This window comes from Micromonospora sp. CP22, from assembly GCF_009712475.1.
Classification (GTDB): Bacteria; Actinomycetota; Actinomycetes; order Mycobacteriales; family Micromonosporaceae; genus Micromonospora.
This window is the reverse complement of the sequence record NZ_VCJO01000027.1, coordinates 1-18,519: the sequence shown is the minus strand read 5'-3', so window position 1 is coordinate 18,519 and position 18,519 is coordinate 1. Positions and strand designations below refer to the sequence as shown.

The 18,519-nt window shown below is 65.7% G+C and carries 14 protein-coding genes and 3 pseudogenes; 8 read left to right on the top strand and 9 right to left on the bottom strand.

Features of this window, described 5'->3' with window-relative positions; translation table 11 throughout:
• Positions 1 to 30 precede the first annotated feature (30 nt).
• Both FF096_RS27600 and FF096_RS24655 read right to left on the bottom strand, forming a co-directional pair.
• A pseudogene (locus tag FF096_RS27600) lies at positions 31 to 321 on the bottom strand (reverse transcriptase domain-containing protein); the annotation flags it as partial.
• A 13-nt stretch (positions 322 to 334) separates the two neighbouring features.
• Positions 335 to 1,140, bottom strand: a protein-coding gene (locus tag FF096_RS24655) for an IS5 family transposase (RefSeq protein WP_230462934.1) whose coding sequence is annotated in 2 segments (ribosomal slippage) — positions 335 to 802 and positions 805 to 1,140 — 804 coding nt in all. Because the reading frame shifts where the segments join, the coding sequence is not laid out codon by codon here.
• A 445-nt stretch (positions 1,141 to 1,585) separates the two neighbouring features.
• On the opposite strand from FF096_RS24655, the gene FF096_RS24650 reads away from it, so the two are divergent.
• Positions 1,586 to 2,914, top strand: coding sequence for a hypothetical protein (locus tag FF096_RS24650; RefSeq protein ID WP_155221950.1), 1,329 nt, complete (start codon positions 1,586 to 1,588; stop codon positions 2,912 to 2,914).
• Between the two features lie 306 nt (positions 2,915 to 3,220).
• Here the strand turns inward: FF096_RS24650 and FF096_RS24645 are convergent, their stop codons facing one another.
• Positions 3,221 to 4,318, bottom strand: coding sequence for a HigA family addiction module antitoxin (locus tag FF096_RS24645; protein ID WP_155221949.1), 1,098 nt, complete (start codon positions 4,316 to 4,318; stop codon positions 3,221 to 3,223).
• A complete protein-coding gene (locus FF096_RS24640; RefSeq protein WP_155221948.1) occupies positions 4,315 to 4,629 on the bottom strand; it encodes a hypothetical protein in 315 nt (104 codons plus the stop codon). The genes FF096_RS24645 and FF096_RS24640 overlap by 4 nt, the downstream gene beginning before the upstream one ends.
• 143 nt (positions 4,630 to 4,772) lie before the next feature.
• Here FF096_RS24640 and FF096_RS24635 point away from each other — a divergent pair, with 143 nt between their 5' ends.
• The 4 genes from FF096_RS24635 to FF096_RS26430 are packed head-to-tail and all read left to right on the top strand — an operon-like array spanning position 4,773 to position 8,487.
• A complete protein-coding gene (locus FF096_RS24635; protein WP_155221947.1) occupies positions 4,773 to 5,741 on the top strand; it encodes a CBASS cGAMP-activated phospholipase in 969 nt (322 codons plus the stop codon).
• Between the two features lie 12 nt (positions 5,742 to 5,753).
• Complete coding sequence (locus FF096_RS24630) at positions 5,754 to 6,902, top strand: cyclic GMP-AMP synthase DncV-like nucleotidyltransferase (RefSeq protein ID WP_375335388.1); 1,149 nt, start codon at positions 5,754 to 5,756, stop codon at positions 6,900 to 6,902.
• Positions 6,874 to 7,317, top strand: coding sequence for a hypothetical protein (locus tag FF096_RS24625; protein ID WP_155221946.1), 444 nt, complete (start codon positions 6,874 to 6,876; stop codon positions 7,315 to 7,317). Before FF096_RS24630 ends, FF096_RS24625 begins: the two co-directional genes overlap by 29 nt.
• A gap of 51 nt (positions 7,318 to 7,368) precedes the next feature.
• Entirely contained in the window at positions 7,369 to 8,487 is a 1,119-nt protein-coding gene (locus FF096_RS26430; protein WP_196222635.1) for a hypothetical protein, read from the top strand.
• Positions 8,488 to 8,914: 427 nt separating this feature from the next.
• Here the strand turns inward: FF096_RS26430 and FF096_RS24615 are convergent, their stop codons facing one another.
• Complete coding sequence (locus FF096_RS24615) at positions 8,915 to 10,585, bottom strand: hypothetical protein (protein WP_155221945.1); 1,671 nt, start codon at positions 10,583 to 10,585, stop codon at positions 8,915 to 8,917.
• Entirely contained in the window at positions 10,501 to 10,989 is a 489-nt protein-coding gene (locus FF096_RS24610; RefSeq protein ID WP_155221944.1) for a hypothetical protein, read from the bottom strand. Before FF096_RS24610 ends, FF096_RS24615 begins: the two co-directional genes overlap by 85 nt.
• A 126-nt stretch (positions 10,990 to 11,115) precedes the next feature.
• Here FF096_RS24610 and FF096_RS24605 point away from each other — a divergent pair.
• Positions 11,116 to 12,231: pseudogene (locus FF096_RS24605) on the top strand (IS630 family transposase).
• 3 nt (positions 12,232 to 12,234) lie between these two features.
• On the opposite strand, the gene FF096_RS24600 reads toward FF096_RS24605, so the two are convergent.
• Complete coding sequence (locus FF096_RS24600; protein ID WP_155221943.1) at positions 12,235 to 12,504, bottom strand: hypothetical protein; 270 nt, start codon at positions 12,502 to 12,504, stop codon at positions 12,235 to 12,237.
• 481 nt (positions 12,505 to 12,985) lie between these two features.
• Between FF096_RS24600 and FF096_RS24595 the strand changes: the two genes are divergently transcribed.
• Complete coding sequence (locus FF096_RS24595) at positions 12,986 to 13,366, top strand: hypothetical protein (RefSeq protein WP_155221942.1); 381 nt, start codon at positions 12,986 to 12,988, stop codon at positions 13,364 to 13,366.
• Positions 13,367 to 13,413: 47 nt separating this feature from the next.
• Here the strand turns inward: FF096_RS24595 and FF096_RS24590 are convergent, their stop codons facing one another.
• Positions 13,414 to 17,352 (bottom strand): AAA family ATPase, encoded by a 3,939-nt coding sequence (locus FF096_RS24590; RefSeq protein WP_155221941.1) that lies wholly within the window; start codon positions 17,350 to 17,352, stop codon positions 13,414 to 13,416.
• Positions 17,353 to 17,555: 203 nt separating this feature from the next.
• Between FF096_RS24590 and FF096_RS24585 the strand changes: the two genes are divergently transcribed.
• A complete protein-coding gene (locus tag FF096_RS24585; RefSeq protein WP_155221940.1) occupies positions 17,556 to 18,101 on the top strand; it encodes a hypothetical protein in 546 nt (181 codons plus the stop codon).
• Between the two features lie 125 nt (positions 18,102 to 18,226).
• Here FF096_RS24585 and FF096_RS26905 read toward each other — a convergent pair.
• Positions 18,227 to 18,453 (bottom strand): annotated as a pseudogene (locus tag FF096_RS26905) (IS110 family transposase); the annotation flags it as partial.
• Positions 18,454 to 18,519: the final 66 nt, after the last annotated feature.

The following is an 18,519-nucleotide window of genomic DNA, read 5'->3' as shown; positions in this document are numbered from 1 at the left end:
CTTGTCGCGATAGCGGCGGACGTTGAATCCGAGAAAATCGAAGCCGTCTTCGAGGCGGGCGATAGCCGTTTTGTCCTCGTTGAAAGCCAGCCCTCTCGGCGTCAGCCATTCGGCGAGCCGCGCCTTGACTTCTTCAGCCTCGTCACGCGAGTGGCATAAGACGACGAAGTCATCGGCGTATCTGACCACCAGTGGGTGCCCCATCAGCACTTCCGCGTTTGAGCGGACTTGACGATATCGGACACCTGCGGCTTGCTCTAACCCGTGCAGCGCGATATTCAGCAGCAATGGGCTGACAACCCCACCCTGGGGAGTGCCTTCCTCAGAGCGTGTCTCAGGTGGTGAGTTTGAGGTAGCGCTTGTGGCAGGTGAGGGCGGCGGCGAGGGTGACGAATGCGCAGTAGAGGCTGGCTGAGCGTTCGTAGCGGATGGTCAGCCGGCGGTAGCCGGTGAACCAGGCGAAGGTCCGCTCGATCACCCACCTGTGTCGGCCGAGCCGGTTCGGCGATTCGATGCCGCGGCGGGCGATGCGGGGTCGGATGCCGCGGGTGCGGAGCATGCGGCGTAGGTGGGGGTAGTCGTATCCCTTGTCGGCGTGCAGCTTGTCCGGCCGGCGCCGTCGTGGTCCGCGTCGGGAGCGGATGGCGGGGATGGCCTGCACGAGGGACTCCAGGCAGCGGCTGTCGTGGGTGTTCGCGGCGGACACCCCCACGGACAGCGGCAGCCCGTTACGGTCGGACAGGGCGTGGATCTTGCTGCCGGTCTTGCCCCGGTCGACCGGGCTCGGGCCGGTCAGGTCGCCCCCTTTTTCGCCCGCACCGACGCCGCGTCAGCGGTGGCCCGGGACCAGTCGATCAACCCCTTCGCGCCGAGCTGATCCAGTGCCGCGACATGCAACCTGCGCCACAGCCCGGCTCGGGTCCAGGCGACGAACCGGCGGTGCGCGGTGGCCTTGGACACTCCGAACCCGGGTGGCAGGTGCCGCCACGCGCAGCCAGTGGTCAACACGTACACGATCGCGGCGAACACCGCCCTCGCGTCGATCGGCGGCGTGCCCCCACCCTGCGGACGTCGAGGCGGTGGTGGGATCAACGGACCGGCCAGGCTCCACAACTCGTCAGGCACCCATTGCAGGATCAACCGCTCGTCCACAGTAGAAACTACCTACCAGACCAGGCCACCCAACCGCCACCCGAGACACGCTCTTAAGGAACGAATTGGGTCGATCACCATCGGGCATGCCGTGTCCTGATCGGGCCTGGGAGCTGTCCTATCGTCGTCCGGTCACCACCGTTCGTCGCTGGCATGCTGCCCGCGTTGGTGACACCTGCGGGTTGCCCCCCGGTCGTGGGATCGGCGAGCGGAGCAGAGTGAACGGGCGGCGTCCGCTCGACGGCGCTTCTGCCGGACGAACGACAAATGGCGGTGCGGCGAGAGGCCCGAGACGTCGTGCCTCTCGCCAAGACTCCTGCCGTGTCCAAGATCCGACGTAGTCGTGTTAGCCCGGCGAGGCGCTGCGAGGGCTAACCTGCTCCTTCGTGGACACCCCAGCTTCCTATTGTCGCCCATGCCAGGAGCCTTCGCCGTGATGGACATCGTTGCTGTCGCGGCTGAAATGGCGGCTCGCACCCTTGTACACACGGTGCCAGGCGGCGGCCCCATCTACGACGCGCTGCGGATCCTGATACATGACCGTCTTCGACGAGACCCCAATGCCGCACCCATTGTGGCAGAACTGGAGCAAGAACAACTCGACGAGGAAGACGAGGGTCGCCTTCGAGTTGCCCTACTCGATGTCATGGTTATGGACGAGGTCTTCGCCGGCAAGGTTGTGACACTCGTCGGACAGTCGATGGCCGGAGGTGCGGATGTTCCGCATGATGTGCCTTCCATGAGCGCGCAGTCGAGCACTCCGGAGACACCCCCTGCGCGGCCTGCCCCGTCCCAGCCGGATCGTGAGCCGAAAAATCCGCCGGGGCCAGTGCGGGGATTCCCGGGTCTCACAGTTGCTGCGACGAGCCCACAAACCACTGCCGGATCCGATTTTTCCATCTTCGTGCTGGTGCAAAATCCTTTCGATGTTCCAATTACCGTGCACAACGTCCAAACGCACATACCTATCGAACTTCTCGACGTGAACCAGTACCGCCTGAGCCTCTCGCAGGCCAACAAGACGGTACAGTCATCCAGCAGAAATCCTTGGACTCGGTTGAAAGCCCGCCGCGAACTGAGGAAGGCCCATCGCGGGGTCGCGATAGCAGTCGGAACGGAATTTGCTCCCGAAGCTGGCGAATTATTCAAGAATGAGATATCGGTGAGCCGAGATCTCAATATCGGAAAAGGCGGCACCGCTTCCTTCTCCGCAGTGAGCTTCATCATTCCTCCGGGCGTAACGAGTGACGATCTCGACGCCATGATGCGTCGGGCGCTCGACTACCAACGCGGTGTGGTTCCGATATGCCTACAACCGGGTGATTCGGTTGTTCGACAATTTGTGCTGCGCACGAGATCGAAGTTGCTATTCCGACCCTTGAGTCACACGTTCCAGATTCAAGTGAACTACTCGGTTGACGGGGTGGATCATACGGGGACCGTCCCGTACCAGCTGACTATCCAAGCAGCCCTTGGATCAATCGCGTGGGGCTCTGCGCTTGGCGCCGCAGTGGGAGGTATACTGAAAGGGCTGAGCGCTTCAGGAATCACCTACATCGGCAGCGATCCCGTGGCAGTTCTCCAGGGAGTCGCAATTGCAATCATGGCCACTATCGGTGTTGTTGTTGCTTTCGCGCGTAAATCCTCCGTTCAACCCATCGTCTCGGTTGAGGACTTCTGGGGTGGCTTCGTCATCGGTTTCTCAGTGGGCTACTTCGGCTTCGACAGTTTTTCCGCGCTGTTCCCCAGTAGCGGTGGTTGATCAGGGTGTCGGCAGCCGATCCAGCGCCCGGATCACGGCGACTAGTACCAACGCCGTTCAGTTAGGGCGGTGGCCGTGAGGCGCTGTTGTTCGAGTAGAGGTGAGAGACCACCACCGTCTGCCTGTCGCAGCGGGTGGGCGTAGCTGAGGGCAGCCTGGTCCCGGGTTGCTGGGCCTTCCAATCTCCCCGCGCTACATCAGTTTCATGGTGCGGCGAGGTCTGGGGCCAGCAGTGCGGTCAGCATGGCTATGTGCGCTGGTTTGGTGGGGGGTGCAGCCCAGCGGAAGGACGCATGAGCATCTGTGTTAGCCGTCCGTGAACGCGAAGCGAATGCGGAGCCGGTTGAAGTGGCTGTAGGGGATGATCTTGTCGTGCTGGAGCCGGCCTACGACGATGCCAGGATGGATGCCAGCTTCCTGCGCCAGAGCGACAGTTTGCGCCTGGGAGCGAATACTTGCTAGACGGCTGTCGAAGGTACGAGGTAGCAGGATCCGACTGGCGAAGTCGTCGGCTTCTCTTTCCATGGTGTTGTCGGTATCGGGACGCTCGGCTCCGTCGACGATTGTGAATCTTTTGCGGTCGTGTAGTAGGACGTGTGCGGCCTCGTGGAAGAAGGTGAACCAGAAGATGTCGGCCCAGCGGTGCCGGACGCTGAGCTGGATGAGCGGGCGTTCGGTGGGTAGCCAACGAACGGCGCCGTTGATGCGAGCGCCGACGATTTCGCGCTCGATGACGAGGGCGACGCCGGCCTCGGCGCAGAGGGTCTCAAGCTGCGGCAACCAGGTTTCGGGTTCGTCAATGGTGGTGAGGGTGCGGATTCGGGGCAGGGCGTCGCGGAATTTGGTGCGGTTGAACGGTGGCAGTTCGGCTCGGTCGGCACGGATTTCACCGATGCGTAACCACGCGGCGAGCGCGCCGTAGTCGATGTCGAAGGCTTGGGATTGCCGGTAGGCGGTCGGTGCCGCCCAGACCTGGTGCCAGGCATCTGGTGAGGCGACCTTAAAGAATGCGAGGACCTCGCGCAGTCGCTCGACCGCCGATGTGTTGTTGCGGACGAAGCCTCTACGGATGAGCTCCGTAACCGGGATCTGGTGTAGCCAGCTGACCTGGGTCTGCAGGCGGGCGGATTCCTCCAGTCGAGTCTGGGCCACTTGGTATGCGGCTTCCAGTGCAGTCCACACCTGCGCGGGCACGCCGGTGACGAGTTCGAACTTCACGGCGGTCTCGGCGCTCAATGTCGCTGTGCCGAGCACGATCTGATTGATGTGCTTGGTGGACAACCCCGTTCGTCGGGCGAGTTCGGCCTGGCTCATGCCGCGGTCGGTGAGCACCTCGACCAACGTCTCGCCCGGCGGAACCGCGTAGTCGGGACGGAACCGCCGAGTGTTACCGGTGCTCGTCATCGGCGCGTCCCTCCTGCTGGTTGATCGCTAACGGCAAGCACGCGGACTGTGCCCGCGCCGTCGCCCGTTCGGTCGTCGAGCTTGAACTTGATGATCGCTACGCCGTCGACGTTGATCATCCAGGTGTCGTCCGTGGCGTCGCGTCGCAGGCCACCCGGAAGTGCCCGCAGCGCCTCCACGGTCGCGGCTGCCTCGATCTGTACGAGCTTGCGGCCGACCGCTCTTCCGCCCGCTGCGCCCCAGCGTGCCGTCAGCCTCGCGGCTCGGCTGCACAACTCGGCGGTCTCGTCGTCGCCGAACCAGATGTCCATCACCGTGGACTCTAGCGTTTCATGCACACACCACCTCCAGAGATCTGTTTCGTACACCGATCTGGTGCATGAAACGCGGGGCGATCAAGTATCGTGAGTGCAAGGTTGACAACCGGCTCGACGAACGGCGAGGGCATGCGGTGATGGAAGTGGGTACGGAGGTGACCGGTGGACGGTTCCAGATTCTGTCGCTGGACGGTGGTGGGCTGCGGGGGATGTTTTCCGCAGCCGTCCTGGCGCGGCTCGAGGAAGACCTCGACCTACGCGTCACCGACCACTTCGACCTGATCGCTGGTACGTCGACCGGCGGGATCATCGCGGTGGGCCTCGGCCTCGGCCTCACCCCGCGGCAGATCCTGCAGTTCTACACCGACCACGGCCCCCGGATCTTCCGCGACCGCAGCCGCCTACGCGGCGCGCGGCAGCTGCTGCGCGCCAAGTACGCCGCCGAACCGCTGCGAGCCGCGCTCACCGAGGTCCTCGGCGAACGGACCTTCGGGGAGAGCACCAAGCGGCTGCTGATCACCTCGTACAACATCGGTGCCGACGACGTCTACCTGTTCCGGACCCCGCACCTGGCGACGCTGAAGCGGGACTGGCGCGAACGCGCGGTTAACGTCGCCATGGCCACCGCCGCCGCCCCGACCTACCTGCCCGGCATGGCACTGGGCGGTGCCCGGCTTGTCGACGGCGGTGTCTGGGCGAACAACCCGGCGATGGTCGCGCTGACCGAGGCGGTCGGACCGCTCGGCGTGCCACTCGAGCAGATCCGGGTGTTCAGCCTCGGCACAACGACCGACCGACCCCACCGCAGCCGCCGCCTCGACCGCGGCGGCCTGCTGCCCTGGGCACGAGACGTGGTCGAGGTCCTCATGCGTGCGCAGAGCGAAAGCGCCACCAAGCAGGTCCGCCACTTCTTGGGCAACGGGAACGTCCTGCGGCTCAACCCCACCGTGCCGACCGGCGCGCTGGCCTTGGACAAGGTCGACGCCGACTCCCTGATCGGACTGGCCGGGCATGAGAGCCGCGTCGCCTCGCCAGCCTTCACCCGCTGCTTCGCCGACCATTTCGCGCCAGCGTACGTCCCGTTCTACCCGGCCCGGAAGGACTGACCCGTGGACACCATGGAAGAAATGCTGTCGATGCTGCTCGACGGCGCCGTCGAGACCCTCGACATCTCCCCAGACCTGTACCAGCTCGCCGTGGACAAATACGAAGAGGTTGGCACCTGGCTGGCCGAGCACGGCAGCACCCCGGACTGGCGCATCTACCCGCAGGGATCGTTCCGGCTCGGCACCGTCGTGCGTCCGAACACCCCGACCGGAGAATACGACATTGATCTAGTGTGCTGGCTGCCGATCGCCAAGGAGTCCGTCACCCAGGCCGAGCTCAAGGAGCGGGTCGGGCGCATGCTGCACGACTTCGTGCAGTTCAAGCAGCGCCAGGGACACGGCGACGGCCCCGCCAGCTGCGAGGCGACCCGCCGCTGCTGGACTCTGAGCTACCCCGAGGACGGCTTCCACCTCGACGTGCTGCCCACCATCCCCGACCCCGATCTGCCCCCAACCGGCATCCTGCTCACCGACAAGCAACTGCGCCTGTGGCAGCACTCCAACCCCATCGGCTACGCCACATGGTTCCAGCTCCGCTCGCAGCTCGACCGCCACCTGGTAGAGGCGAAGCGGCATGCGCACGTCGCCGACGTGCCCGAGTGGCAGATCCGCAGCACCCTGCAGCGGCTGGTGCAGGTCCTCAAGTGGCACGCCATGCTGTACTTCGCCGACGACCCGGATCAGCGGCCCCCGTCGATCCTTGTCACCACCCTGGCGGCCCGCGCCTATACCGGCGAACACGACCTGTTCACCGCCACCCGCAACGTTCTGAACCGGATGAGCTCCTACGTCGAGAACCGTCACGGCCGGTGGTGGGTGCCCAACCCCGCCCATGAGGAGGAGAACTTCGCCGACAAGTGGAACGAGTACCCCGAGCGGCGTAAAGCCTTCCTCCAGTGGCACGCCGACCTGTCCGCGACCCTCGACGAACTCGTTCAGCTTCAGCACAAGGGGCTGCCGGCCGTCGCGGCACGGATGTCGGAAAGCTTCACCCCCGACGCGGTGCACCGCTCCTTCCAACGGATGGGTCAGCGCCGGTTCACCGACACCAAGACCGGCGCGCTGCGCATGGGCGTCGGCGGCCTGCTAACCACGACCGCAGCAGGACCTCGCGTCCAGAGGCACACCTTCCATGGCCAGAATCCCGACCCGCGCGGTTAACCTCACGCGGCAGCTCATCGCAATCACCGCCGTGCTGCCCGGTGCCGACTGCACCGTCCGCAACGGCGAGCTGACCTGCACCGTCCGGCTCCAGCCGTCGCCAGCCAGTCAGACCTACACGGTGCACCTCACCTACCGGCACGGCCTCCGTCCCAAGGTCACTGTCACCGACCCGCCGCTCGAGTTGCACCCCGACGCGAAGGCCCTTCCGCACGTCTACCCCGGGGACGAACTGTGCCTGTACTTCCCCGGCGAGTGGAACCACCACATGCTGCTGGCCGCCACCATCCTGCCCTGGACCGCCGAGTGGCTGCTCCACTACGAGCTTTGGCTCGTCATCGGATACTGGGCCGGCGGCGGCCACACCCACGCAACCGATGACGCCATCAGCTACGCGCCCAGTCGTCACGCCTGACATACCACCCGATCCTGCAGAAGAACGGACCTATGAGAAGGTGTCTCCTCGATGAGGATGTCGCACCGCGCTCACGTTCAGACTCTGGTTCGTGACCCAGCCGTTTCACTCGTGCAGGCCCTGAACGCTCTCATCGTGCTGGCCGATGAGTACGGCAATCCGGCCACCGCCGCCTGGGCCCGCCAGGAAATCGATGGTTATCCCGCTGTCGGCCCGGTCCCGGACTACCGGAAGATCACCGCGCCGATCATCGGGGCGGCGATGCCAAGCGGCCGCGAGGTCCGGCAGCAGGTCCTGCTTGCAGACATGCCCGCCAGCTATCGCAGAGAGATTTACCGGCTTGCGGACGGACTCGCCCTACGTCAGGGCATCGCTACCCTGGAGCGGGCACGGTCACGTCCCCTGTACGTCGCCAGCCCCGACCCGGTGCTGCGGCCCGGCCTGCCCGACCTTTCCGAGCTGATACGTCTCATGCCCGAGCGCGCCGATGGGCTCACCTTTGTCACCCTCTACTGGGACATCGGCTTCGAGCGGGTGACCGAGGTCCTGGCCAAGATCCGTTGGGCAGCGGAGGAAAAAGTCCGGGCACTGGCGGACCCGTACCCTTATTCCGACGACAACGATCACAGCGAGGGGATCTCAACCAAAGTGACGATCAATAAGCGAGAGATCGCGCGGATGATGCGCGACATCCAGAAGGAGTTCGACAAGCACCCGATCCGGGTGCCGATCGAGTCCGATCCCCGGGCCGCTCTTGGTGCCGGCCCGGTGCCAGCCAGCACCACGATCTACAACGGTCCGGTCTTCCATGGCGACGCGAACGGCGCGCAGCTGGCATGGAACAACAGCGGTGAGATCAACCAGCAGCAGACTCAGGGTGATCCGGTGGCGCCCGGCTTCGAACCCCTCGCGCAGGCCGTCGCCCTCGTCATGCAGGGCCTCGCTAAGGTGGAGCTCACCGACGCAGACCGCAACGACGCCGAAGAGGCCGCTACGGAGATCGTCACCGAGGTGACCACCGCGCAGCCCAACACCGGCAAGATCCGACGGGCCGTCAAGGTGCTCAAGGGGGCGCTCGCGCCGATCGCCGCCGGCCTAACGGCCGCCACCAGTTCCGAGGTTCAGGAATGGGCCCGGACCGCTATCGACCAGCTGGGTAACGCCCTGTAGGACCGGGGCGCCATACCCGCACACCCCCGGTTGCAACGCCTCAACCGTCACTCGGGGGTCGGGGAACGGGCCGACCTCGGTGCACGGGTACCGGCCAGCGCTACGATCATCCGCGCGTTCGGCCCGGCCGGCGCAGGCGGTACTCCTGCGCCGGAACCTGGGGTCGATTGGTTACCCGAGCCAGCGACGCAGCAGCCAGGCCATGAGCTGCCCCAAGGCGACTTGCGCTATGACGGTCATCGCCCTACGAGCTCGGCGCCACGGCGCCCGCCCCCTACCGCCGGCAGCGAGGGCCGCGTCGTCGGTTTCATCGATCACTGCCACACTTCCTCGATTCCTTGCGCCGGTCCCACGAAAGATCCGGCTGTTCCGGTTAGGTCGAAACCCAGAATCGAAGTTCGGAACAGAGGCTTTCTAACGGTCAGTGTCACAAGATCGAGTTCGCGTCGTAACCGAAGTGATCGAACGCGGCACGCGCCGCCTGCTCCATCGACCTCTCCAGCCGCCGTTTGCACCGCAACCGCATCAACTGCGCCAGGTACTCCACCGCCCTCACGGGGACCGCGTCGTCAGTGATCGCCGCAGCGAGTGAGGTGACCGGCCACGTCCAGTTCGAGGTCGTGATCGACAAGTGCCGCTTCCCGCGACGAGCTAGCACGGCGAAACGGTACGGCTCGTCCATCGCCGCCCGGAGGTCTGAGCAGAGTTGATCGTCCTCGTCGACCAGCGACGCGATCACATGCTGCATCTGTTCCTGCGTGGCGATCCGGGCCTGGTCGACGGCGGCATCCCGTTCGGCTTCGTCGATCAGTCCGAGGTTGAACGCCCGGTGAGCGGTCATGGTGAGCGGCCGGGTTTCCCACTCGTCGATGTACTGGTCGAATTCGGAGTCATCGTCGAAGTCGAAGTCGAAGTCGGCGGCATCGTCCGGCTCGAAGTCGGCGATGTTGTCCGTTGGGAAGAGATCCGTGTCAGGCACCGAGTTCCACCCGGCTTCCGCGTCATCGGGCAAGGCCGGGTCGGTCACCTCGACCAGGACCATCTCGATCAGCTCGTTGAGACGCACACCGCGCGCCACGGTAGTCGCGATCTCGAAGCGCGGCACGGGGATGATCTCCCCACCGGGCCCTTCGATCGTTGGCCACAGCAGAGGTCGACCGGCCGGACCGATGTCGAGGATTCGACCGGCGTCCAGGTGCGAACTCCAGTTCGGCGGCAACGGCCGCCTCGGTGAGAATTCGGCCGGCCGCCACCGGTCGGGAGTACATAATGACCACCCTGGCGGATAGACCACCCTTGTCCTGGACGCGCCGAGCTTGTGTGATCGTCGCAGCCACAGCATCGTTTCGTGATGCTCCAGACGGCGTTCCGCTCGCCAGACCGCCGAACCGCCGCGGCCTTCGAAGTCATGCCCCGGCGATCGGAACCCCGACATCGGGTCGTCGAACTCGCTGCGGTAGGTCATGTCGAGCAACAGGTCGTGCCACGCGCGCGTGTCCTGCCCGAACAGGATGTCTTCCATCGCCTCAGCGCCGGGCGGGAGCAGCTTCCTCGCAAGGAACTGCACGGCCTGGCTTCGGTATGCGGCATGCCAGGCAACGTCCTCCTCCCGAAGCACTGCCGCCACGTGTTCGATCCGCTGTGCCGGGCCTGGGACGTTTCGCGCCATGCGCCGGCTGTAGTTGAGGTCGGCACGCTTATACACGTCCAGCTCCGAGCGGGTACTGATTGCCGCCGTCGTCAGCCGCCACAAGCCGAGGGCTGTGCCGTGCCGCAGCAGCGGCATCACCCCGTCGAGGACCTCGTCCGTGATCGGTTCGTGCCGGGCGATGGCGGTCATCACCGCGTCTGTCAGCAGACGTGCTTGGTAGTCCCGGTGACCGTGCAGGTACTGGCCCGGCAGGCGCAATGAGACCGCCCGAGCCTGGTCGGCGACGCCTTCGTCAAGGCGCAGCCGAACTTGAACACCCTGCCGAGGTTGGTTGCGTCCGGGCCGCGGCAGCGGGTACCGCATCACGGTCGAGATGTGGGTAAGTCGCTCCCGTTCGTCGTCAACGGAGTCCTGTGCCGCAAGGTGTTCGTTGAGCAGACGCCGCATCGTTTCGTCCAGGGACTGCCGCCATCGCCCGGCGACTCGGACCAGGGCGTCGCGGGCGGCCTGGGGGATCCGCACGTTGGTGTCCGGCGCTCTCGGCACACCTCAGTATCGCCGGACAGCGCCGAGGCCTTGGTCAGCGATTCGATGATCTTGTTCGGGTTCATGCAGACGGCGAAGAACATGCCGTCGGCGATGAGGCTGGCCGCGACCTCGGCTTCGATCGGGTAAACCGCCCAGGGTGGGCGCACGACAGTACGACCAGCCTGGTCGACGCTCAGCAGCGTCAGCATGCGCCCAGGGTCGTCGGCGCCGATGCGGCGGCGGACCCGGGCGAGTTCGGCGCTGAACCGAATGCCGAACTCCTCAGCGGTGTACCGGCCGGCGGCGGTGAACTGACTGGCCACGACAACCGCGGCTTGGTCACGCAGACCGGCATTGGCTAGTGCTCTGACCACGAAGGTTCGCGGTGTTTGGATGACACGCCGTCCGGCTTGGCTGACGGGCGGCGTCGCGGGCTTCAGGCTGTGGCGGTGGCAGAACCCGTGCGCGTCCGGCGGCTCAGTGACCAGGAGGGTCAGCAGCTGCTGAGGATCACCCGTCGTGGTACCGGCTCGACGATCCGATTACGGCGAGCCATGGTCGTGCTCGCTTCGGCCGGTGGGAACACGGTGCCGGCGATCGCCCGGCTGGTGCAGGCGGACGAGGACACGGTCCGGCAGGTCATCCACCGGTTCAACGAGATGGGCATGGCCAGCCTGGACCCTCAGTGGGCGGGTGGCCGTCCCCGCCTGATCAGTGACGATGACGAGGCGTTCATCGTCGAGACGGCCAACGCCCGCCCCGAAGCACTGGGGCGGCCGTTCACCCGGTGGAGCGTGCGCAAGCTCGCCGACTACCTCACCGCCCATGCCACTCGCCGAGTTCGGATCGGGCGGGAACGTCTGCGGCAGATCCTGCACCAGCACAAGATCACCTTTCAGCGGACGAAGACGTGGAAGGAGTCCACCGACCCCGACCGGGATGCCAAGCTGGCCCGCATCGAGTACGTCACCGCGCATCTCCCGCAGCGGGTGTTCGCCTTCGACGAGTTCGGGCCACTGGTCATCCGTCCCGCAGGCCGGTGCCGGGTGGGCGCCGTCCGGGCATCCGGCGGCTGCCGGCGAACTACCACAAGCTGCACGGCGTCCGGCAATTCCACGGCTGCTACAGCGTCGGGGACGACCAACTCTGGGGCATCGTCAGGCGTCGCAAGAGCGCTGCGATCACCCTGGCCGCGCTCAAATCGATCCGGGCTGCGCGTCCGGACGGAGCGCCGATCTACGTCATCCTCGACAACCTCTCCGCGCACAAGGGCCTCAAGATCCGGGCGTGGGCGGCTCAGAACAAGGTCGAACTGTGCTTCACCCCGACGTATGCGTCCTGGGCCAACCCGATAGAAGCCCAGTTCGGCCCGCTGCGGACCTTCGTGATCGCCGGCTCCGACCACCCGAACCACACCGTCCTGACCCGCAAACTGCAGGCCTACCTGCGCTGGCGAAACGTCAACGCACGTAATCCCGACGTCCTGGCCGCCGCAACGCGAACGCGCCCGCATTCGCAGCGAACGCCAACGAGGCTGGCGGCAGCCGACTACACGTGCCGCCTGAGCGTCACGCATCGCCGGTTGCCCACCCCACCCCGCCAAGCGCATCCAGTAGCCGGTTCCTCGCCTCCTGCAGCCGGACGAGGTAATCCGGCCTGAACACCTCCGCCAGCGAGGTCTCCAGCGTCCCGGAGACGCGATACAGCGGGGACCAAACTGCCTGGTCGCGATCGACCAACTCGTCGAAATCGGCAGTGCCCATCATCCGGTGAAGCCAGTCTGAGAGCACCAACGCTTCGTCCCGGCTCAGCCTGATCATGAAGTCGTCCTCCGTCACCGCGCCGAGGCTACCGTCCACTCGACACCGTGAACGTTCGTGGTCAAGGCACTAGCGCCGGGCGCGGGTGTTGTGCAGGCGGGCGTGGTCGACGGGGTCGCTGGTGGTGGCGAGGCGGCGCCGATGTCGAGATCGACATGCGGAGTCTGAGGAGCAGGGCTTCGACGGCTTCTAACCGGCTTGGTAGTAGAAGGATGAACTCGCCGCGAACTGACGCGCACTCCCACCTGTGATCGTCGGTCAGTCTGATCCTGCACGCCGACGATGTGGTCGTCGGCAAGATGTCCGCTCTATTCAACCGCACCGAGCGACTAGCACGTGCCGACAGGCCGATGCCGGGTTCGCTGATCCGAGTTGTACGGCCTTGAATGCCAGTGTACGAGCCTGTACGGCGTTGGCTGAGGCCTTCCCCGACACCTGTGTTCACCGGTGGACTTCAGACGTCCGGCTCCCGCCGTGACGACGTTTCAGAGGAGGGTCCATGGGGACTTTAACCCGCATCCGCCGCGCGGCGGCCGTAGCCGGTGTGACGGCGTTGGCCGCTGGAGTCGGGGTCGCAGTGTCCGCCGCGCCTGCGCAGGCAAGCTGGTACGCCGCCACGACCGGCGGCAGTGGCGTGACGATCCGCGACTGCTATCACCCGCCACAGTCGCCGAGTACGAACTGCACGTTCGTCGCGTTTGTGCCAGCCAACACGCCGGTGCGGATCGTCTGCCAGCGCAGCGGGCAGAACATCGGCGGAGATCCGGTGTGGAACTACATCGTCTGGGAGGGTGGCCCGGGCCGCCCTGAGGGGCTCGCGTCGGACTACTACATCTACACCGGCTACGCCAACTGGATTCCCGGCGTCGACCACTGCTGACCGATGATGCGGATGAGGTGGGGCGTCAAGCCCCACCTCATCCGGACTCAGCAGGGCGGCCGGTATGGCCAGTCAGGCACGTGCTGATGCCACTCCTCGATGGTGATTGAGTCGCCGACCGTGGCGCAGATGCGCGCGGCAGCGTTGCCTGGGTCGGTATGCCAGAACCAGATGGTGTTGTTGGCACCGCCAGCGGCCAAGACGTCGCTCTGGGCAGAGTAGTCCAAGGTGTATACGGCACCGATGGGCGCGGTCAGCCTTGCGGAGAGACTGGGTGCATCGCGGAACCGCAAGTCCCAGAGCCAGACGGTACCGTCGGTCGCAGCCACTGCCAGGGTGCCACCATCCGGGGTATACACAGCGTTGTAAAGGTAGTTGGTGGGACCCGTCAGTGGTCTGCCGATAGGTCTGGGGTGTGCCGGGTCCGCGAGGTCGAACAGACGGATGGTGCTGTCGCCGCCACCCGTGGCGAGCGTCCGACTGTCAGGGCTGAACGCAGCAAAGTACGCGTAGTGGCCCAAGGCAATGGCAGGGCCGCCGAGCGGTGTAATGCGGTTGGGATCGGCGACGTTGAACAATCGGACTGTTCTGTCGGCGCTGGCGGCGGCCAGCAGCCGGCCGTCCGGACTGAATGCGACCCCGTACACATAGCCGCCGAAGTCGCCGAGCGTGACGAGCGCCCGCGGGTTGGCTGGATTGCGCATGTCCCAGACGCGGACCGTCTGATCGCGGCTGGCCGTCGCGAGCAGACGGCCGTCCGGGTTGAAAGTCATGGCCTCGATCTGCATCGCGTGGGCGCGCAGGGGTGGACCGACGGCAGCGGCGTGAGCGGGGTTGGCGACATTCCACAACTGGACCGTTCCGGAGCGGCCGTGGGCGACGGCAAGTGTTCGGCTATCAGGGGTGTACGACACGGTCGAGGAGAATTCGTCCGGGCTGACCAGTGGTGGGCCCCACGGTTTCGGCTGGGTGGGGTCTTTGACGTCGAGGAGCAGTGTGCCCGAGCTGCCGATAGCCAGGGTCCGGTTATCGGGGCTGAATCGGGCCGCGCTTACGGTGTAGGGCATCGCGAGCACCGGACCGGGAAGCGGCCAGATGCGGGCAATGCCGTCGTTGGCGCTGGTCGCCACAGAACGCCCGTCCGGGCTGAACTCGACCGCGGTGACCGGTGCCGGGTGGGGAAGGTTGGCCACGAGCTCGCGGCTACGGACGTCGATGATGCGCACACCGACGTCGGCGTCGGAGCTGGCAACCGCCAGATCGAGGCCATCGGGGCTGAACGTGACGGCGTTGATCCAGCTGGTAGCGCCGGAAATCGGAGGACCGAGCGGTCTCGGTTTGCGTGGATCGGTGGTGTCCCACAGGTAGGTGGCGAAATCGGCGCTGCCCGCAGCGAGGATCGAGCCGTCAGGGTTGAAGGCGAGTTGACCGATGGCTTTGGTCGGGCCCCGAGCGGGAACCGCCGTCAGCACGGGTTTAGCCGGATTTGCGATGTTCCATATACCGACGGCTCCGGTTTCCGTTCCAGTAGCCAGGAAGCGGTTGCTGCGATGGAAGACGACAGACTTGCCAGCACCACCACCGAGCGGCAGTGGTCGGCCAACCTGCGTCACCGTCCCGTCGTCAGCGACATTCCAGATGCGGGCGGTGCCGTCGGCTCCGGCTGCGGCGATCAACTTGCCGTCAGGGCTGAAGGCGACGGCGTGAGTCTTGCCGCTAAACGCGGCCGTCGAGGTTCCGGCAGCTCGGGGCAGGCCCGGATTGCTGAAGTCCCACGTTCGCACTGATCCGTCGACGGCTGCCGCCGCCAGCAGCTGTCCGTCTGGGCGAAAGGCCAGGGCTGAGAGACGACCGGCGTCACCGGTCGGCAAGGGGTCGAGGCGGCGAGGGTGGCCGTAGTCGCTGACGTCCCATCGCTCAAGCATGCTGTCTGTCGAGGCTACAAGTGTGCGTCCATCCGGGCTGTACCTTGCCGCCGGCATGATCCCGCTGCGGTCGCCCGTCTTCATCCGGATCGCCGGCCGGACCGCGGTTGCGTCGAGCAGGCTGGACCGCGCCTCGAGTGTCGGTGCGATCTGGTACGCGGCCAGGGATAGCTGACGTGCCAGCGCCGGGTCCCGATCGCGTAGCTGGTCAGCGCGAGTGGCAACCATGCGGGACTGGGCTGTGTTGCGCTCGACCTCGGCAACGTTCTGCGCAGCACGGGCTCTGTTGCGTTGTTCATAGGCCACTCCAGCACCCGAAATTGCGCCTACGAGGGAAACGACCAGCACGACCACGGCCCAGTACAGGCGCCGAGCGCCACGCCGGACATCCTGCATGCTGGCGTCGACAAACTCGGCCGTCGTGGGCGACACGTCGCTCGGGTTCTCGACGGCCCACGCCTTCGCCGCTGCCAGGCGAGTACCGCGAATCAGCGCCGATCGGTCGTGGCCCTCGCGCCGCCAAGCCTCCGCCGCGCTGTCGAGCTGTTGGGCTACCACGAGGCCGTCACGGCCCTCGTCCAGCCATTGCCGCATTTGGGGCCATGCGGTTAGCAGCGCGTCGTGGGTGATCTCGACAGTATCGGCGTCCACGACAACGAGGCGCTGCTCGAGAAAGCGGTCAAGGACGTCCTCGACGTCATCGCCGAGCTTAGCGAGCAGGTCGGCGACCGGCAGGCGTCGCCGAGTGTCCGCCGTCCCCGGAACAACCCGGACAAGGCAGAGGAACATGCGTCGGGCAAGCGTCTGCTGGGACGGGGTCAACCCTCGGTACACAACATTCGCGGTCTCTGCGACGGCACCCTCCAGGCCGCCGAGTTCAAGGTAATTTTCCAAGGTCAGCTGGCCATGTTGGCGCCTTTCCCAGGTCTTGTGCAGTACATGGGACATCAGCGGCAGGGTTCCCGTCTCGTGCCCGGCGCGACGGCCCAGCAGGCCCGCGTCTCCGAGCAGGCGCTCGACCAGCGCTGGCTCAACCTTCATGCCGGCTTTGTGGGCCGGCTTCGTCAGCACCTCTCTCAGCTCGGTTTCGGTCATAGGACCGACGGTGATCTGATGGTCGCGGACTACGCGCGCGAGATGAGGGTGGTTCAGTACGCGGGCGTAGAAATCGGCGCGCAAGCCGAGGACGACGAGCGCGCCGGCAGCGGCCGCCGCGTGCAGTGCCGTCACGAACTGATCGACTTCGGGCTCGTCTCCGCAGCTGGCGAATATCTGCTCGAACTGGTCGACAATCAGCACAACTCGACCATCACGGCTACCGCTCGCGGCGATCTGTTGGGCCAGATCGGCACAGCGCTGCGGATCTTTCCGAAGGATTCTCGTGACCTTGACAGCCTCCTCGTCGAGCTCGGCAGCGAGCAGTCGGGCCAGTTCAGCCAGCGGGTGTTGGGCCGCGACGACGTTCAGCACCGGCCACATCCCACTGCCCGGCAGTGCGTCGGCGCGCAGGGCAGCCACGAGGCCAGCGTTGATCAGCGACGATTTACCAGACCCCGAGGCACCGACGACAAGCAGCACGCCGCCACCGTCGATGTAGAGCTTCTCGGCCTTGCGCAGGAGTTCGACACTGAGCTCCTCGCGGCCGAAGAACCACTCGGCGTCATCCGCGGTGAAACTGCGTAGGCCGCGGTACGGCTCGACCTCGCCGACCGGACGTCCTTTTCGGACCCGCCGCCACGCCGTCCACCACGCGTTGACTTCGTCCTGCGCTGTCACGCCCAGAACCTGCAGAAGCCGCTCGAAGTGGATACGGCTCGCTGGCTGCGGGAGCGTCCGGCCCGCGAACCAGTCCCCGAGCGTCCCGGCGGCCGGAGGCTGCGGACGGCGGGGCCTCACCTCGCGATCTTTGGCGTCCTGGGCGGCTTGATCGAGCAGCGTCGCGAGTTCCCGGACAGAGTGCCCTGTTTGGCTCTTCAGTCGCCGCAGCGCTGCGACAAACTCGTCGCGCGTTTGAATTTGTTGTGGATCGGGGTGTCGGTGATCGACATCGTCAGGCGCCATAGCTCCCCATCAAGAGACGACAACCCACAGTGGCGGAGACACTACTCGGCTGGCACGTGGTGCGGACGTACGGCGACTGTCGGGAATCCGTACGGCGTTTAGTGTCAGCCGTGCGCTGGCGCGGTGAGCAGGGCATCGTGGGATCACCCTGCTCCTCGGGTGGGCGAGCGATCGGACTGACTTAGAAGGGACCACGACCATTCATGAACCGAGCGATCCGCACGTCGATCACTGCCATACTCACTCTCCTCGCGAGCCTCGGCCTGGCCTTCGTGGCCTCGCCCGCGAGCGCCGACTCTTCCTGCGGTGAGGGCAAGTTCGTCGAGAAGATCGAACTCGTCCAATGGGGCGACGGACACTTCCAAGTTGTCCTGACCCCTACGGCCGAAGCCCGCAAGCACGCCGCGTTGTCGCTCAACCCACGCGACGCCGTGGTCGAGCAGTGGCATGCGATCCAAGGATGTGTGTCGGGGCTGTACGGGGATCTTGCCGACACGATCTGGGACCAGCTGGAGTGCCATCAGTTGAACTCCTGGCTGATCCTGCCGCGCGAGGACGGGATCTGGGCGACGGGGTCCACGTACGAGCTCGAGAGTTGGCGCCCGACCCTTCCCCGCTGGGTGAACGGGCAAGATCTCATCTTCACCGAGTGCCTCAACCGGATGGGCACCGACCCCGAGGGACCCTTCGCTAACCCCTTCCGCCCCGGAGAGACCGACCTCCACCAGGCATGGGACAACATCGCTTGACGTCGTAACGCCGCGTGTACCGACTGAGCCGCCTCCATCGGGAGCGGCTCAGTCGCGTCGCGTCCGAGGTTCGGCCCGTTACGGCCGAGAAGGAGGTCCGGTGTAAGCGGATGCTCCTATAGAAGTCAAGGGGTGTTGAGGGTGGTGAAGTCGGCGAGGAGGGCGGCGTGGACCTCGCGGACGATGTAGCGCTTGAGGCAGCGGATGATCTCTTTCTTGTTGAGGCCTTGTTTGGTGCGTTGCGTTTGTCGACGTAGGCGCGGGTGCGGGGGTCGTGGCGCATGCGGACTAGGGCGATGGTGTGCAGGGCCGAGTTGGCGGCTCTGTCGTCGCCTCGGTTAAGAGCGTGTCTCGGGTGGCGGTTGGGCGGCCTGGTCTGGTAGATCGTTTCTACTGTGGACGAGCGGTTGATCCTGCA

Bases quoted from the DNA above. Each gene is read 5' to 3' on its own strand.
- FF096_RS24585 (WP_155221940.1), top strand. From the start codon at position 17,556: ATGAACCGAGCGATCCGCACGTCGATCACTGCCATACTCACTCTCCTC.
- FF096_RS24630 (WP_375335388.1), top strand. From the start codon at position 5,754: ATGGAAGAAATGCTGTCGATGCTGCTCGACGGCGCCGTCGAGACCCTC.
- FF096_RS24615 (WP_155221945.1), bottom strand. From the start codon at position 10,585: ATGCGGCGTCTGCTCAACGAACACCTTGCGGCACAGGACTCCGTTGAC.
- FF096_RS26430 (WP_196222635.1), top strand. From the start codon at position 7,369: ATGAGGATGTCGCACCGCGCTCACGTTCAGACTCTGGTTCGTGACCCA.
- FF096_RS24645 (WP_155221949.1), bottom strand. From the start codon at position 4,318: ATGACGAGCACCGGTAACACTCGGCGGTTCCGTCCCGACTACGCGGTT.
- FF096_RS24595 (WP_155221942.1), top strand. From the start codon at position 12,986: ATGGGGACTTTAACCCGCATCCGCCGCGCGGCGGCCGTAGCCGGTGTG.
- FF096_RS24635 (WP_155221947.1), top strand. From the start codon at position 4,773: ATGGAAGTGGGTACGGAGGTGACCGGTGGACGGTTCCAGATTCTGTCG.
- FF096_RS24640 (WP_155221948.1), bottom strand. From the start codon at position 4,629: ATGGACATCTGGTTCGGCGACGACGAGACCGCCGAGTTGTGCAGCCGA.
- FF096_RS24625 (WP_155221946.1), top strand. From the start codon at position 6,874: ATGGCCAGAATCCCGACCCGCGCGGTTAACCTCACGCGGCAGCTCATC.
- FF096_RS24590 (WP_155221941.1), bottom strand. From the start codon at position 17,352: ATGGCGCCTGACGATGTCGATCACCGACACCCCGATCCACAACAAATT.